This window comes from Pseudarthrobacter sp. W1I19, assembly GCF_030817835.1.
In the GTDB taxonomy this organism is placed as follows: Bacteria; Actinomycetota; Actinomycetes; order Actinomycetales; family Micrococcaceae; genus Arthrobacter.
On the sequence record NZ_JAUSZR010000001.1, the window covers coordinates 3,745,941 to 3,759,457 of the forward strand.

The 13,517-nt window shown below is 64.2% G+C and carries 13 protein-coding genes; 4 read left to right on the forward strand and 9 right to left on the reverse strand.

The window, feature by feature from the left end; all coding sequences use genetic code 11:
• Window positions 1-7 precede the first annotated feature (7 nt).
• The 8 genes from QF038_RS17215 to QF038_RS17250 all read right to left on the reverse strand — a co-directional run bounded on the left by QF038_RS17215 (window position 8) and on the right by QF038_RS17250 (window position 9,489).
• A complete protein-coding gene (locus QF038_RS17215; RefSeq protein ID WP_307611611.1) occupies window positions 8-1,174 on the reverse strand; it encodes a Gfo/Idh/MocA family protein in 1,167 nt (388 codons plus the stop codon).
• Window positions 1,175-1,233: 59 nt separating this feature from the next.
• A complete protein-coding gene (locus tag QF038_RS17220; RefSeq protein ID WP_307611613.1) occupies window positions 1,234-2,094 on the reverse strand; it encodes a sugar phosphate isomerase/epimerase in 861 nt (286 codons plus the stop codon).
• 60 nt (window positions 2,095-2,154) lie between these two features.
• A complete protein-coding gene (locus QF038_RS17225; RefSeq protein ID WP_307611616.1) occupies window positions 2,155-3,030 on the reverse strand; it encodes an ATP-binding cassette domain-containing protein in 876 nt (291 codons plus the stop codon).
• A complete protein-coding gene (locus tag QF038_RS17230) occupies window positions 3,027-4,946 on the reverse strand; it encodes a dipeptide/oligopeptide/nickel ABC transporter permease/ATP-binding protein (protein WP_307611618.1) in 1,920 nt (639 codons plus the stop codon). Before QF038_RS17230 ends, QF038_RS17225 begins: the two co-directional genes overlap by 4 nt.
• On the reverse strand, window positions 4,943-5,884 hold the full coding sequence (locus QF038_RS17235; protein WP_307611620.1) for an ABC transporter permease: 942 nt from the start codon (window positions 5,882-5,884) through the stop codon (window positions 4,943-4,945). Before QF038_RS17235 ends, QF038_RS17230 begins: the two co-directional genes overlap by 4 nt.
• 6 nt (window positions 5,885-5,890) lie before the next feature.
• Complete coding sequence (locus tag QF038_RS17240; RefSeq protein ID WP_307611623.1) at window positions 5,891-7,426, reverse strand: ABC transporter substrate-binding protein; 1,536 nt, start codon at window positions 7,424-7,426, stop codon at window positions 5,891-5,893.
• Window positions 7,427-7,633: 207 nt separating this feature from the next.
• The gene (locus QF038_RS17245; protein WP_307611625.1) at window positions 7,634-8,644 is read right to left on the reverse strand and encodes a Gfo/Idh/MocA family protein; all 1,011 of its coding nucleotides are present in this window, start codon (window positions 8,642-8,644) and stop codon (window positions 7,634-7,636) included.
• Entirely contained in the window at window positions 8,641-9,489 is an 849-nt protein-coding gene (locus QF038_RS17250) for a sugar phosphate isomerase/epimerase (RefSeq protein ID WP_307611627.1), read from the reverse strand. The genes QF038_RS17245 and QF038_RS17250 overlap by 4 nt, the downstream gene beginning before the upstream one ends.
• 216 nt (window positions 9,490-9,705) lie before the next feature.
• On the opposite strand from QF038_RS17250, the gene QF038_RS17255 reads away from it, so the two are divergent.
• Window positions 9,706-10,737, forward strand: coding sequence for a LacI family DNA-binding transcriptional regulator (locus QF038_RS17255; RefSeq protein ID WP_307611629.1), 1,032 nt, complete (start codon window positions 9,706-9,708; stop codon window positions 10,735-10,737).
• 52 nt (window positions 10,738-10,789) lie between these two features.
• Here QF038_RS17255 and QF038_RS17260 read toward each other — a convergent pair whose 3' ends face one another.
• Window positions 10,790-11,134: a hypothetical protein gene (locus QF038_RS17260; protein WP_307611631.1), complete on the reverse strand. Its 345-nt coding sequence runs from the start codon at window positions 11,132-11,134 to the stop codon at window positions 10,790-10,792.
• 236 nt (window positions 11,135-11,370) lie between these two features.
• Here QF038_RS17260 and QF038_RS17265 point away from each other — a divergent pair, with 236 nt between their 5' ends.
• The 3 genes from QF038_RS17265 (at window position 11,371) to QF038_RS17275 (ending at window position 13,443) form a co-directional block, all read left to right on the forward strand.
• Entirely contained in the window at window positions 11,371-11,580 is a 210-nt protein-coding gene (locus QF038_RS17265) for a hypothetical protein (protein WP_307611632.1), read from the forward strand.
• A gap of 71 nt (window positions 11,581-11,651) precedes the next feature.
• Window positions 11,652-12,722 carry a nitronate monooxygenase family protein gene (locus tag QF038_RS17270; protein WP_307611633.1) on the forward strand — a complete coding sequence of 357 codons (1,071 nt, stop codon included), beginning with the start codon at window positions 11,652-11,654 and terminating at the stop codon, window positions 12,720-12,722.
• A 100-nt stretch (window positions 12,723-12,822) separates the two neighbouring features.
• The gene (locus QF038_RS17275) at window positions 12,823-13,443 is read left to right on the forward strand and encodes a hypothetical protein (RefSeq protein WP_307611634.1); all 621 of its coding nucleotides are present in this window, start codon (window positions 12,823-12,825) and stop codon (window positions 13,441-13,443) included.
• Window positions 13,444-13,517 lie beyond the last annotated feature (74 nt).

A 13,517-nucleotide genomic window follows, 5' to 3' on the forward strand; every position in this document is an offset into this window, starting at 1 on the left:
ATGGCCCCTAGGAGCGCTCGGGGAACTTGCCCTCTTCGCTGATGCGCTTGTTCAGCTCCTGCATGTATTCCTCTTCGTCGAAGTCGAGCGGAACTTCTCGTCCGGTCCAGCTGGAGAGGTGGATGGCGTTGGCCAGGCGGACGCCGTTGATGCCGTCCGAGCCCGGGGCCAGCAGCGGGGTGCCGTCCAGGATGTTCGCCGCAAAGTTCTCCAGGACGCCTGCATGCTGGCCGCCCCAGACGGACTCGAACTCGATAACCTCGGTGCTGTAGTACTGCTCCGGCTTCAGCTGTCCCATAAAGAGCTTGCGGACGTCATCCATGTCCATGGAGTCGCTGAGTTCACGCTCCGGCCGGGTCAGCCGGGTAACAGTGGCGGTCTTCGAATTTTCGACGACGATCTTGCCCTGGTCGCCGAGGATCTCGAACCTGTCGGTGCCCACGATGTCGTGGGTGGCCGTCACGAAAACGCCCGTGGCGCCGTCGCCGTAATCAACCACGGCCGTGACCTCATCCTCGACGGCGATGTCCCGACGGAAGCCGTACGCCACCTTGGAGTACACCGATTTGGGCGCCCCGCAGATCCACTGCCACAGGTCCAGCTGGTGCGGAGCCTGGTTGACCAGCACCCCGCCGCCTTCGCCGCCCCACGTGGCGCGCCACTCGCTGGAGTTGTAGTAGCCCTGCGGGCGCCACCAGTTGGTGATGATCCAGTTTGTCCGGCGGATGCTGCCGATTTCGCCGTTGTCGACGATTTCCTTGAGCTTCTTGTACAGCGGGTTGTTGCGCTGGTTGAACATAATGCCGAACGAAAGCCCGGGCTTGGACGCCGCGAACTCGTTCAGTTCCTTGACCTGTTTGGTGTAGACACCCGCGGGTTTTTCCACGAGAGCGTGGATGTTGCGCTTGAGCGATTCGATGCCCATTTCGGGGTGGAGGTAATGCGGTACACAGGTGACCACGGCATCGATGTCGCCGCTTTCGAGCATGGCGATGTAGTCGTCGTAGAACGGCACGTCAGGATACGAGGCAGCGGCCAGTTCCTTTTTCGCGGGATCGATATCGGTAATGGCACCGATCTCCATGTTCGGGACGAGTCCGTCGGTGATGAACTTGGCGTAGGCGCCGCCCTGCTGACCCAGGCCGATGATGCCCAGGCGTACTTTCTGACTCACAGTTGTTTATCCTTCTTCGTTGGTTGGCTTGGTCGGCCGTTGGTTGAGCTTGTCGAAACCTAGAAGAGGTCTCCGTGGCCCATGGCCACGAGGTTGTCGTAGGAGGTCTGCAGTGCGTCCCATACCGTGCGGCCGTACAGCTCGTCCTGCTCCACGAGGAGGTACCGGGCGCCGGCGGCCTGGGCAGCGGGAATGATGGCCGGGAAGTCCAGGTTGCCCTCGCCCACTTCGGCGAACTGCACCACGTTCTTGAATTCCGCCATGAATCCTGCGAAATCGCCGGACTCCAGGAGGCTGAACGAGGACGCCGGCATCTGTCCGATCCGGTAGTCCTTCAGGTGCACCATGGCGGTCCGTCCCGCGTACTTCTGCAGGGTCCGGACCGGGTCCAGGCCGCCGCGCTGGACCCAGTGCACGTCGATTTCCATGCCCATGGCCGGCGAGTTGTCCGCGATGATGTCCAGCATGTACGTGCCGTCGAATTTGGCGAACTCGATGTGGTGGTTGTGGTAATACAGGCTAATCCCGTGTTCCTGCAGCCGCTCGGCGTACCCGTTGGCCTGCTTGGCGAAGTCGGTCACGGCGTCAATGGACTTCATGGCCCCGAACGGCAGCATCCCGATCCGCAGCAGCGACGTGTCCAGCCGCTTGGCATCGTCCACGATCTTGTCGAAGTTCTCCGCCAGCGATTCCACCGGCATTCCTTTGCGGCCTTCAATATTGACGGAGAGAGCAGCGATGTCCATGCCCAGTTCGGTGCGGGAACGGTCCAGCTCTGCCACGTTCTCCGGGGACATGGGAATCTGGGAAATTTCGACGGCGTTATAGCCGATCGCGTTGACCTTGCGAAGCGTTTCAAACGCCCCCACTTCGGCGAAGCTGTCCTTGAGCATCATCGCTTGTACGCCTATTTTGGCCACTGGGTTCCTCCATGGTGTTCCGGCCGGTGAAGGCCATTGGGTGTGTGCCGGGGGCGGCCGCTATGCCGCGGCGCCGGCCTGTTCAGTCTGTTGCCGCTGTGCTTCCAGGAGCCGGTGCCGTTCCGCACGGCGCTGTTCCTGCCGGTCCGGATCCGGCACTGGGGAGGCGAGCAGGAGGCGTTGGGTGTAGGGGTGTTCGGGGTCGGTGGTGACCACGTCGGCGGAGCCTTGTTCCACGATTTCGCCCCGGTACATCACGGCCACGCGGTGGCTGATGTGCCGGACAACGTCCAGGTCGTGGGAGATAAAGAGGTAAGAAACCCCGGTGTCCTTCTGGATCTGCAGGAACAGGTCCAGGACGCGGGCCTGGGTTGAGAGGTCGAGGGCGCTGACCGGTTCGTCACAGACGATCAGTTTCGGCGACAAAGCCAGGGCCCGTGCAATCGCAACGCGCTGCCTCTGGCCACCGCTGAACTCCCGCGGCAGCCGGTGGATCGCGTCAGACGGCAGTCCCACCTGGTCCAGCAGCTCCTTGACGCGCTTTTTTGCGGCTGCGGGTTCCATGCCCTGCACCCCCAGGGGCTCGGCGAGGATGTCGCCGATTTCCAGGGCCGGGTTCAGGGACGTGTAGGGGTCCTGGAAGACCACCTGCAGGTCGCGGCTCAGCGTCCGGCGCTCCTTGCGGCTGGCATTGCTGATGTCATTGCCCTCGAAGATGATCCTGCCCCTGGTGACGGGCGCCAGACCCAGGACAGCGCGGCCCAGGGTGGTCTTGCCGGAACCGGACTCCCCCACCAGGCCAAGGGTCTCGCCCTGGCCGATGGTGATGTTGATGTCCGTCAGCGCCCGGAAGGGCTTGGCGCGGAACCTTTTGCTGGGGTACTCGACCACAAGGTTTTCCACTGACAGCAGAGGGGCGTTCTGTACTTCGCTCATGCCACCGGCTCCTTTTCTGCAGCTGCACCCTGTCCTGCCGGCTGGCCGGCGGACTCGTGGGAAACGGGACCTTGCGGCGGGGAAACCAGCATGGTCATGGGGGTCTTTCCTTCGAGCATGGAACCCAGCAGGGTTTGGGTGTACTGCTCTTTCGGGTTGCGGAGGATCTCGCGGACCGTTCCTTCTTCCACGAGCCGGCCGTTCTGCATGACCACCACGCGGTCGCACAGGTCGGCGACAACACCGAAGTTGTGGGTCACCAGGATGACGCCGATGTTCAGGCGCTGCTGGAGTTCACGCAGCAGGTCCAGCACATCTGCCTGGACCGTGACATCCAGCGCAGTGGTGGGTTCGTCGGCGATGACGAGGTCGGGTTCGCAGCTGATGGCACCGGCGATCAGGACGCGCTGGGCCATGCCGCCGGAAACCTCGTGCGGGTAGGCCTGGAAGGTCCGTTCGGGGTTGGCGATCCCGACGTCGTCCAGCAGCTTCAGTGCCCGCTTCCGGGCCTCTGCCTTGGAGATTCCGAGGACGCGGACCATGGGCGTCACCAGCTGGTAGCCGATGGTGAATGCCGGGTCCAGGTTGCTCATCGGTTCCTGCGGGATGTAGGAAATCCTCTTGCCGCGCAGCTTGGACAGCCTGTCCTGGCTGACCCGGTCCTCCCCCGGGGCCACGGTGTAGTTGCCGTCGAACTGGATGGACCCTGCCACAATGCGGGCGTTGTCCGGGAGCAGTCCCAGGATGGAGAACGCGGTCTGGGACTTGCCCGAGCCCGACTCGCCCACAATGCCCAGGATCTCGCCCCGGTCCACGTGGAAGGAGACGTCATCCACCACCTTTTTGATGGAACCGTCGGCCTGCGGGTACCCGACGCCGAGGTTGGTCACCTTCACGAGGTGGTGCTCGGTGCCGCTTTCGACGGCGGCCACGGACTTACGCGACTGGCGCGCTTTGGCAGGTTCCGCCGTCGTACGCTCTGCAGAAGTACCGGCCACAGACGCCGGCTTCCTGCGGTGCTTGATCTTTTCGCCGTCCTCCAGCGCGTCGCGGATGGCGTTGCCGAGGAGGACCAGGCCGCCGATGGTCAGGGCCATGGCAAGGGCGGGCCAGAGCAGCAGCGTGGGGGTCAGGTAGACGTTTTTGAAGCCTTCCGAGAGCATCACGCCCCAGGTTGCCCTGGTGGGATCGCCAAGGCCCAGGAACTCAAGGCCGGACTGGATGGCGATGGCGACGCCGGCGATGGCTGCGGTCTGGATGATGATGGGTGCGCGGACCACCGAGAAGATGTGCCGGGCGATGATGCTCAGGTCCGACAGACCCGAAACCCTCGCGGCGTCAACGTAGAGCTCGTTGCGGACGGACTGGACCGCGGTCCGGGTCAACCGGAAGTACGACGGGCTGATCAGGACGCCGAAGGCGATCATCGAAATCCATACAGAGGGTCCGAAGGCCGCGCGGATGGTGAGCAGCACGATCAGCCCGGGCAGACTCATGAGGATGCTGACCACCCAGTTGGAGACGCCTTCGAACTTTCCGCCGTAGTAGCCGGCGATCAGGCCTGCGGGGAGGCCGATGGCGATGGCCACGCCGGCGCACAGCAACGCCGACAGGAGTGTCAGCTGCGCGCCGAAGAGCAGGCGGCTCCAGGTGTCCCGCCCGGCGCTGTCCGTGCCGAGGATGTTCACTGAATCCGGTGCTGCCAGTGTTTTGGTGATGTTGGCGAAGTTCTCGCCGAAGGGTGCCAGGACCGGGGCAAGGACCGCCAGCACCGCGATGCTTCCCAGGATCACCAGTGAAGCGATGCCGAGGGGGTTCTTGAAGAGGCGGCGCATCACGGTGGAGCGGACCACGGTGCCGCTCTGTCCGGCCGGAACCGGCGCTGCTACCGCCGCTGTTTCTACGGAATCGCTCATGACACACGCACTTTCGGGTTGAGCCAACCATTGAGGATGTCCACCAGGAGGTTCACCGTGATGACCACCACCACGGTGTACATCACTACTCCCATAACCACGGGAAGATCCGTCTGGCCGGTGGCGGTGACAGCCAGCGGGCCCATGCCGGGCAGGGCGAAGATCTGCTCGATGATCACCACGCCGCCCAGCATGCCGATCAGCTGCAGGCTCAGCACCGTGAGGCCTGCCGGAGCGGCGCTGCGCAGTACATGCTTGAAGAGGATCTCCCGCTCCCCGATGCCACGGCTGCGCAGCGTCCGGACGTAATCACGCTCAAGCTGTTTGATCACTGCACTGCGGATTTGCTGCGCACCGCCGGTCACGCCGTTGATCAGCAGGGCGATCACGGGAAGAGTCATCGAATACACCCAGGCCTCGGCACCCACGCCGGGAGAGATGGTGCTGGTGGCCGGGAAGAAGCCCAGCTGGATGGCCAGGAGGGTCACCAGGAACACCCCGATGACGTATCCCGGGATGGAGTCGCCCAGGATGGCACCCACCTGGACCACCCTGTCCACCCAGCCCCGCTTCACCGCTGCAGCAACGCCGATGAGCGTCGCGCAGATGGCGATCAGGATCATTGCGGCGAAAACCATCGTCATGGTCACCGGAATACGCGTGGCCAGGGAATTGGCCACGGGCTCCGAGGTGAACCAGGAGGCTCCCAAATCCCCGCCGAGGGCGTCTGCCAGCCAGGTGAAGTAGCGGCCGACGAGGGGCTGGTCGAGTCCCAGCTCCTGTTCCTTCAGGGCAACCTGTTCAGGCGTGGCCTGGTCGCCCAGGATGTTGCGGGCGATGCTTCCGCTGGAGGTGTACAGCAGGGTGAAGGTGAGTGCGGAGACAACGAACAACACCACCAGCCCGCTGCCCAGCCTTTTCGCAATGAACCTGATCATGGAGTCCTACTTGGCAGGCGAGTAGTTGTAGATGGACGGAACGGCCTGCTGGGCCTGCGGCGTGACGTTCACTTTGTCGTTGTGGTAGTACATCTGGTTCACGCGGAACAGGGGTGCGAACCATGCCTGTTCCACCACGTACTTGTTGACGTCCTGCGCCAGTTTGCCGGCATCTTCGCCGCCGGTCCGTACGGCCTGGATCTTGGCCTCAAGCTCCGGGGTGGTGTTCTTGAAGGGGTTGTACAGGGCCTTGGTGGAGACGATCTGGTCAATCGCCACGGTGGGCTCGCCCTGGAAGAGGTTGAAGAACAGGGCGTGGTACTTCTGGGCTGCAACGTCCGACGTGAATGTGTTGGTGATCGCGGCGCCCGGCTTCAGGGTGATGCCGACGTCGGCCAGCTGCTGCTGGAGAACGGAGATCAGGGTTTCGGCACCCGGGAGCGTGGGAACGTCGATAGTCACGTTGCCTTCAAAACCGGATTCCTTCAGGAGCTGCTTGGCCTTGGCGGGGTCGTAGCTGTAGTAGTTCTCCAGCTCTTCGGTCCAGGCGCCGCTGTCCTTGCCGAACGGCTGCGAGGTGGGTGTGCCCTGGCCGAGCATGACCTGGTCCAGGATGGTCTTGCGGTCGAAGGCGTAGTTGATGGCCTGGCGGACCTTGAGGTCGGCGAGGGCCGGGTTCTTGGTGCCGTCGCGGTCCAGCAGGAGCAACCCGGACCAGTCAACCTGGTTGGTTTCCAGTTTCATCTTGGCGCCCTCTGCCTGCTTGCCGTTCTTGGGATCCAGGAGGGTGGCGTCAATCTGGCCGGAGACCAGGGCGTTGGTGCGCGCCGTGGGATCCGTGAGGATTTTCAGGGTCAGCTTCTGGTACTTCTGGAGGTCCTTGTTCCAGTAGTCCTTCCGCGCATTAAAGACTGTCTGGCTGTCCTTGACTGTTGCAGCCTTGTCCATCACGTAGGGGCCGGAGCCTACGGGCTCGGTCTTGATGGCGTCCGTTCCCAAAGCCTTGGGGCTTCCCATCAGGCCTGCAGCCTGGCTCAGGAAGTACTCGAGGGCAGGCTCCGCGGCGCTGAGGTTAATGTCGATGGTGTCCGCGTCCACCACGGCCACATCGGACACGGAGGCAAGCTGGGCCATCTGCGGTCCGTTGGCCTTCTTGAAGTGGTCCAGGTTGGCCTTGGCTGCTTCGGCATCGAACTTGGCGCCGTCGCTGAAGGTGACGTCCGTTCGCAGGTCCACGGTAAGTTTGGTGTTGGCGTCGTTGTACTTCCACTCCGTGGCCAGCATCGGGCTGAGCTTGCCGTCCGGTTCCCGCAGGATCAGGCTGTCATATGCAGCCTGGTAGGGCTGGAGGGCGTGGCCCACGTGGGCCTGGGCGGGGTCCCAGTTGGCGATGTCCCTGAGGGTTCCGAGGGTCAGGGCGGTGACGGTCTTTCCGCCGGCGGCGGTGGAACCTGCACCAGCGCCGCCGCCGCCACAAGCGGTGAGTGCCAGCGAGGCACTCAGTACGAGAGCGGCAGCTGCCGCCTTGGGACCTAACTTCATTGTCGGCTCCTTGAAACTTTGTCGAAGTGGGAGTTTGGGAGAAAGGCGATTGTGGCGTGGACCACACCTGCCTTGTGGAATTCAGCGTACGCACACTCAGAAGCTTTGGCAACCGGTTGTCTAAAATTGTTGCAAATTGTGCCAACGTTGGAAACGACGCTCCAGTAACACTTCGGTGTCACTCTAACAATCGGTTGCCAACAGCCGCTAGGAAACACGGGAAATGGCGTCCGGAAAGCTCTGGCGGTAGACGTCCTTAATGATCCGCAGCGACTTTTCAGCTTCCGCAGGACTGATCCAGAACGGCTCCGCGTCATGCAGCCGGCCGTAGAAATCATTGATCAGCAGTTCGTGCGAGACGCCCCAGTAGGACCTGCCGCCGGTGTCGCTCGTGCGCTCCGGTATCACGTCCACCCGCCCATCTGAATAGGTGACCGTGAGGTCGCCGCGCAGGCTCAAGACGGCCTTTTCGGTGACCACTTCGAGGGTCACCGGTGCATTGTAGGCATGGCCGAGCGTGGCGTAGAAAACGCTCCTGGCACCACCGGCGTGTTCGGCAACGAATTCCGCGGTGTCTTCCACCTCGATGGTCCCGCCCAGGAAGCGGGTGGCGGCGTTGCCGCGCACCTCGACGACGTCGCCCACCAGCCATTGCAGCAGGTCCACCGTATGGATGGCCTGGTTCATCATCAGCCCTCCCCCGCCGCCCTCCCAGGAACCGCGCCACGGCCGGTTGAGGTAATAATCCGCCGAACGATGCCACATGACGCTGGCGGCAGCCCCCACCACGGCGCCGAGTTCACCGGTTGCTAGGAGGGAGTGCATGGCCTGGGATGTGGCGTTGTAGCGGTTCTGGAAGCAGACGGCGATTTTTGCCTTGCCCCTGGACGCTGCGTCAACCAGGCGGCGCCCTTCCGCCAGCGTGTGGGCCAGCGGCTTTTCCACGATGACGTTGACGCCCTGTTCAAGGCAGTCCGCGGCTATCGAGGCGTGCTGGTTGTGCGGCGTGCAGATGTGCACCACATCGGGCCGGACGGCATCGAGCAGGCTTTGATGGTCAGCGAAGCCGGGCACGCCATAAAGTTCCGCAGCGGCAGCGAGCCGCTCCGGATGGGGGTCGCAGACGGCAACCAGCCCGGCGCCGTCGAGCTTGGCCACCGCCTCAAAGTGAACGGTGGAGACGTCGCCGCAGCCGATGACGGCAGCCCGGATGCTCAAGAGAGCTCAACTCCGTTTTTTGCAGCCAGTGCCGCGAAGGCGCGGGCTGCGACCCCAAAGGCCACCGGCCCGGAAAAGCCGCCGAGCTCGTGGGCGCTGGCAAGATGGGGTTCCAGCGAGGCGAACCCGCTATAACCGTCAGCCTTGAGTGCGGCAATGGTGGCGTCCAGTTCGCCGTCGCCCTCACCGGAGGGAACCACTTCCCCGGTGGTGGACAGCGCATCCTTGACCTGGAGATACTCCAGGTAAGGGCGCAGCATGGCATACCCGTCCGTGTACGGCTTCACGCCAACCTGCACGAAGTTGGCGTTGTCCCAGGCAACCCGCAGGGCCGGGGAGTTGACGGACTCCATGATGTCCAGCACCCGCGTGGGCGTATCACCGTAGATGTCCTTTTCGTTCTCATGCAGCAGCACGACGCCGGATTCCTCGGCGAGTGCCGCCAGTGCACGCATGCGGACCAGGACGTCGTCGCGGATGTCCTCGGGACTTTGGCCGTCGGCCCGGTAGAACGAAAAGATCCGGATGTAGCTGGTGCCCAGGCCTTTGGCCACGGAGATGATTTGGCGCAGCCGGTCCAGTTCGTGCTCAACGGGCAGGCTGGCGTCCACCTTGCCGATGGGGCTGGCAACAGCCGAGACCTTCAGGCCCTTGGCGTCCAGGATTTCCTTAAGGTCTGCCACCTGGGCGGGGGCCAATTCGGAGACGTTCGTTCCCCAGGCGCTCCTGACTTCGATGTGGCTTGCGCCAAGCGCCAACAGCACCGCGGCCTGGATTGCGGGGTCGGGATCTATTTCGTCACCGAATCCTGAGAGCTGCCAGGGTGTTTGTGGTGCGTGGGTCAACGGAATCTCCTTGCTAGGACCCCGCGCAGGGCAGCCTTCGATTCCAGCTACGTCGCGTGGGTGATTTGGTTCACAGAAAAGGTACTCCGGCAAGTCTAGGCAGCCTGCCAACTTTTGACAACCGGTTGCCATAAATTGGCCAGTTGTGGCATCCTTGGGTGATGCAGCTGTGGCAACGGTCACAGCTTCCCGTCATTCCGTTCAGAGAGGAGCGCCATGGCGACGCAAGCGGCAGGAACAGACCGTCCTGCCACCATCCACGACATCGCCGCCATGTGCGGAGTTGCCGCTTCCACTGTTTCACGCGCCCTGTCAACGCCGGACCGGGTAAATATCCGTACCCGGCAGCGTATCCAGGCGGCCGCCGCAGAGCTGAACTATCTGCCCAACAGCCAGGCGAAGGCATTGAGTTCGGGGCGTACGGGGGCCGTGGGAGTGCTGGTTCCCGACATCACCAACCCGTTCTATTTTGACCTGATCCGGGGAACCCAGCTCCAGCTCAAGGCCGCGGGTTACACCCAGCTGCTCGTGGACACCGAGGAATCGGATGAGGTTGAGGCCAGCACGCTGGAACAGTTGCGCAAAACGGCCGACGGCGTCATTGTCGCAGCATCCCGGCTCACCGATGAGGCCCTGTTGGCAGCTGCCGGCAAGGCCCCCCTCGTGACGATTAATCGTGACGTTGCCGGTGTTCCTGCCGTCATCATTGATACCCCGTCCGCCACCAGCCAGGCGCTTGACCACCTGATTTCACTGGGCCATACCCGGGTTGCCTACATCGCCGGGCCGTTGACGTCCCAATCCAGCGAACGGCGCTGGGCTGCCCTGTCCGAAGCAGCCCAGGACCGTGGCGTGGAGGTGCGAAGCCTGGGCCCGTTTGCTCCCAAGACCCAATCCGGCGCAGCTGCCGCCGACGCCGCAGTACACAGTGGTGTCACCGCCTGCATTGCCTTCAATGACCTCATTGCCATCGGCATGCTCCAGCGCCTGCGGGAACGGGGGATCCGCGTACCGGAGGAGATGAGCATCGTAGGGTGCGATGACATTTTTGGCGCGGACTTCTGCAATCCCCCGCTGACCACCATGGCTTCGCCTATTGAACAGGCTGGCCGGGTGGCAGTTTCGATGCTTCTGGCGAAATTGAATCCGTTGGCCGCAGGCGGCGTGCGCACCCGTTCCGTGATGCCTACACACCTGACAGTGCGGAGTTCCACGGCCGCGGCGCCCGCCCCATCGACTGCTCCGTAACTGCCGTTTCCGGGGGTCTAAAAGGCAGGTGTGGAGCAGTCGATGAGTGCTGTTAGAGCCGGTCCGTCTTGTCGTCGCCCTTGTGGGTGGCCCCGCGCAGGTTCTCCTGGACCTTACCGAACAGGTCCTTGATGGTGGACTCGGCGTTGGAGATAACGTCCACCGGCACATAGACATCGTGCGTGATGGGCAGGTCGTATTCGTCCTTCAGGTGCGTGCCGTTTCCCACGCCGGTCAGGGACAGGTAGACCATGGCCTCAGTGCGGGCGATTCCGGCAAGCTTCCCAAAGACGGTCGTGAACTCGTTGGGCTGGAAGCTGATGGTCTGGCCGATGTGGCTGCGGCCAAGTTCACCAGCGGGAACAGCCTTTTCCGACTGGCTTCCGGTGTATTCCATAACTACTCCTCAGGTCGGGCGGGCATCTACGCCTGCAGTCTAGCCTCGCCCCGATCGCCCGGTACACCTCCCTGCCCCGGCACATCCCGCGGCAACGTGTTGGTGCGATGCACAAACCTGCGCCGTCCTGCGTGGCCAGTCCTCCACTGAGCACGGCACCACCGGGCCGGTTTGATGGAGGAGGGCCGGCATCATCCGTTCCCAAATCCTCAACCAAAGAAAGCAGCGTGGCTTCGATGACGAATCGCGTCAAAGGTCCCGGCCTCTGGGAAGACGTACAAGTGGGCGATCCCGTGGAACTGAGCAGGAACGGCCGGGCAGCCTATGCAGGCCTGGTGGATGACCGCACTGCTGACGGGGACGTGGTGTGGGTCAGCGCGCCCGTGGGAGGCCGCCGCCTCTTCCACATCGCCGACGGCTACGACCTCGCAGTCGCCGCTTCCTAACCGGGCTTGGGCGCATTGCCGCGGCCTGCAAGACTGGGTCCAACGCCTCAGTAGAACCACCAGGAGCTGCCATGACCGCACACCAGCACCCCGCCGAGAGTTCCAACCGCTTCACCAGGCTCCTGGGCATCGACGTTCCGGTGGTGCTCGGCCCCTTCGGCGGTGTTTCCTCAGTGGCGCTCACCGCCGCAGTGAGCGACGGCGGCGGGCTGGGTTCATTCGGGCTCTACGGGTACGACGCCGCTGCCATCCATAAGACGGCAGCCCAACTTCGCGAGGCGACAGCGAAGCCCTTCGCCCTCAACATGTGGGTGCCCAACGGCACCGAAACCACAACCCTCCCGCCCGAAGATTTCGAACGTTACACCGCCATCCTGAAGCCCTACTTTGACGAGCTCGGCCTTCCATACCCGGAGATGCCGGCGCGGTACATGCCGGACTACGGCGAGCAGGTGGAAGCTGCGCTCGAGGCGCGTCCCGCCGTCGTCAGCTTTGTCTTTGGTGTTCCTGGCCCCGACGTCGTGGAGGAGGCGCACCGCCGCGGCATCAAGGTGGTGGGCACCGCTACCACCGTCGCCGAGGCGGTGGCGCTGGAAGCAGGCGGCGTAGATGCAGTGGTGGCCACCGGGATGGAGGCCGGCGGCCACCGGGTGTCCTTCCTGAAGCCTGCCGAAGAATCGCTGGTGGGTACGTTCGCGCTGGTCCCCCAGGTGGCCGACGCTGTGTCCGTTCCGGTCATCGCCGCGGGCGGCATCGCGGACCGCCGCGGTTTCGCTGCCGCCATGGCATTGGGCGCCGATGCGGTGCAGGTGGGAACGGCTTTCCTGGCCACCCGCGAATCTGCCGCCGTTCCCGCCTACCGGGAGGTCCTGCACGGCCCCGCCGCTGCCCACACTGTCTTGACCCGCGCCCTCAGCGGCCGGCTGGCCCGCGGCATTCCCAACCGGATCATTGCTGAGCTTGAAGAAACCGGCGAGGTGGCCCCTTTCCCGGTGCAGAACTGGCTGACGGGGCGGTTCCGTCCACAGGCCGCCGCCCAGGGAAACACGGACCTGATGTCCCTGTGGGCCGGCCAGTCGGCGCCGCTTCTCCGGCACCACACCGCAGCAGAGGTCCTCGCCGAACTGCTGGCCGGAGCCTGACCCGAGCCTGGCCACACCCGGATCACCGGTAGAATCTGAACGATATCTGACCGGCGCCGCCCGCCCGCGCCTGGTTCCGGCACCGGGAAAGGGAGGATTCGTGCGAACACAACGCGCGCGCCCGCCCTTCCACTTCCTCCGGGCGTCCACTGTGGCCACCGTCATCCTGGCACTTGCCTCCGGCGCCCACCTTGCAGGCGGCGGGGAACTGCCGGCCCCGGTCATCCTGCTGGCGGTGCTGGCACTGACCACGCTCGCCAGCACCACTGCCACCCGCCTGCAGTTGGGCTTTCCAGCCATGGCCGCCCTGCTGGGCAGCGGACAGCTGGCGCTGCACGAAGTGTTTACTGCCTTTGGTGCTCCCGGACCCGCGGGGGGAGCACCCACCCTTCATGCCGGACATCTCGCCGGCGCGGATGTACTTCCTGCGGCGTTGGGCCACGCCCATGCCGCGGAACCTGCGTCCGGGCCCCTGATGCTTGCCGCACACGCCGTGGCAACGCTGGTGTGCGCACTCCTGCTGGCAAAGGGCGAGGAGGCCCTGTGGGCACTGGCCACCTGGCTGCGGCCCCTTGCTGCCCTCCCCCACGCGGTGGCGCCCGACGCCGTTCCAACGGCTTTCGCTTCCTTTCCCACCGCTGCTGCGCCACGGCCACCCTGGCGGAACCTGCGGCAAGACAGCCGGCGTGGCCCGCCGCCCGCCGTCGTACTTTCCCGCTAGAAACCGCCCCGCGCTCCCCGCGGCGGCACCCCATACTTTTGCGCGCCTTGCTCCTATTCCCGCAGGGCGCGCGC

Coding starts and splice junctions, on each gene's coding strand:
- QF038_RS17225 (WP_307611616.1), bottom strand. CDS start 3,030: ATGAGCGAAGTACAGAACGCCCCTCTGCTGTCAGTGGAAAACCTTGTG.
- QF038_RS17230 (WP_307611618.1), bottom strand. CDS start 4,946: ATGAGCGATTCCGTAGAAACAGCGGCGGTAGCAGCGCCGGTTCCGGCC.
- QF038_RS17235 (WP_307611620.1), bottom strand. CDS start 5,884: ATGATCAGGTTCATTGCGAAAAGGCTGGGCAGCGGGCTGGTGGTGTTG.
- QF038_RS17240 (WP_307611623.1), bottom strand. CDS start 7,426: ATGAAGTTAGGTCCCAAGGCGGCAGCTGCCGCTCTCGTACTGAGTGCC.
- QF038_RS17255 (WP_307611629.1), top strand. CDS start 9,706: ATGGCGACGCAAGCGGCAGGAACAGACCGTCCTGCCACCATCCACGAC.
- QF038_RS17260 (WP_307611631.1), bottom strand. CDS start 11,134: ATGGAATACACCGGAAGCCAGTCGGAAAAGGCTGTTCCCGCTGGTGAA.
- QF038_RS17265 (WP_307611632.1), top strand. CDS start 11,371: ATGACGAATCGCGTCAAAGGTCCCGGCCTCTGGGAAGACGTACAAGTG.
- QF038_RS17270 (WP_307611633.1), top strand. CDS start 11,652: ATGACCGCACACCAGCACCCCGCCGAGAGTTCCAACCGCTTCACCAGG.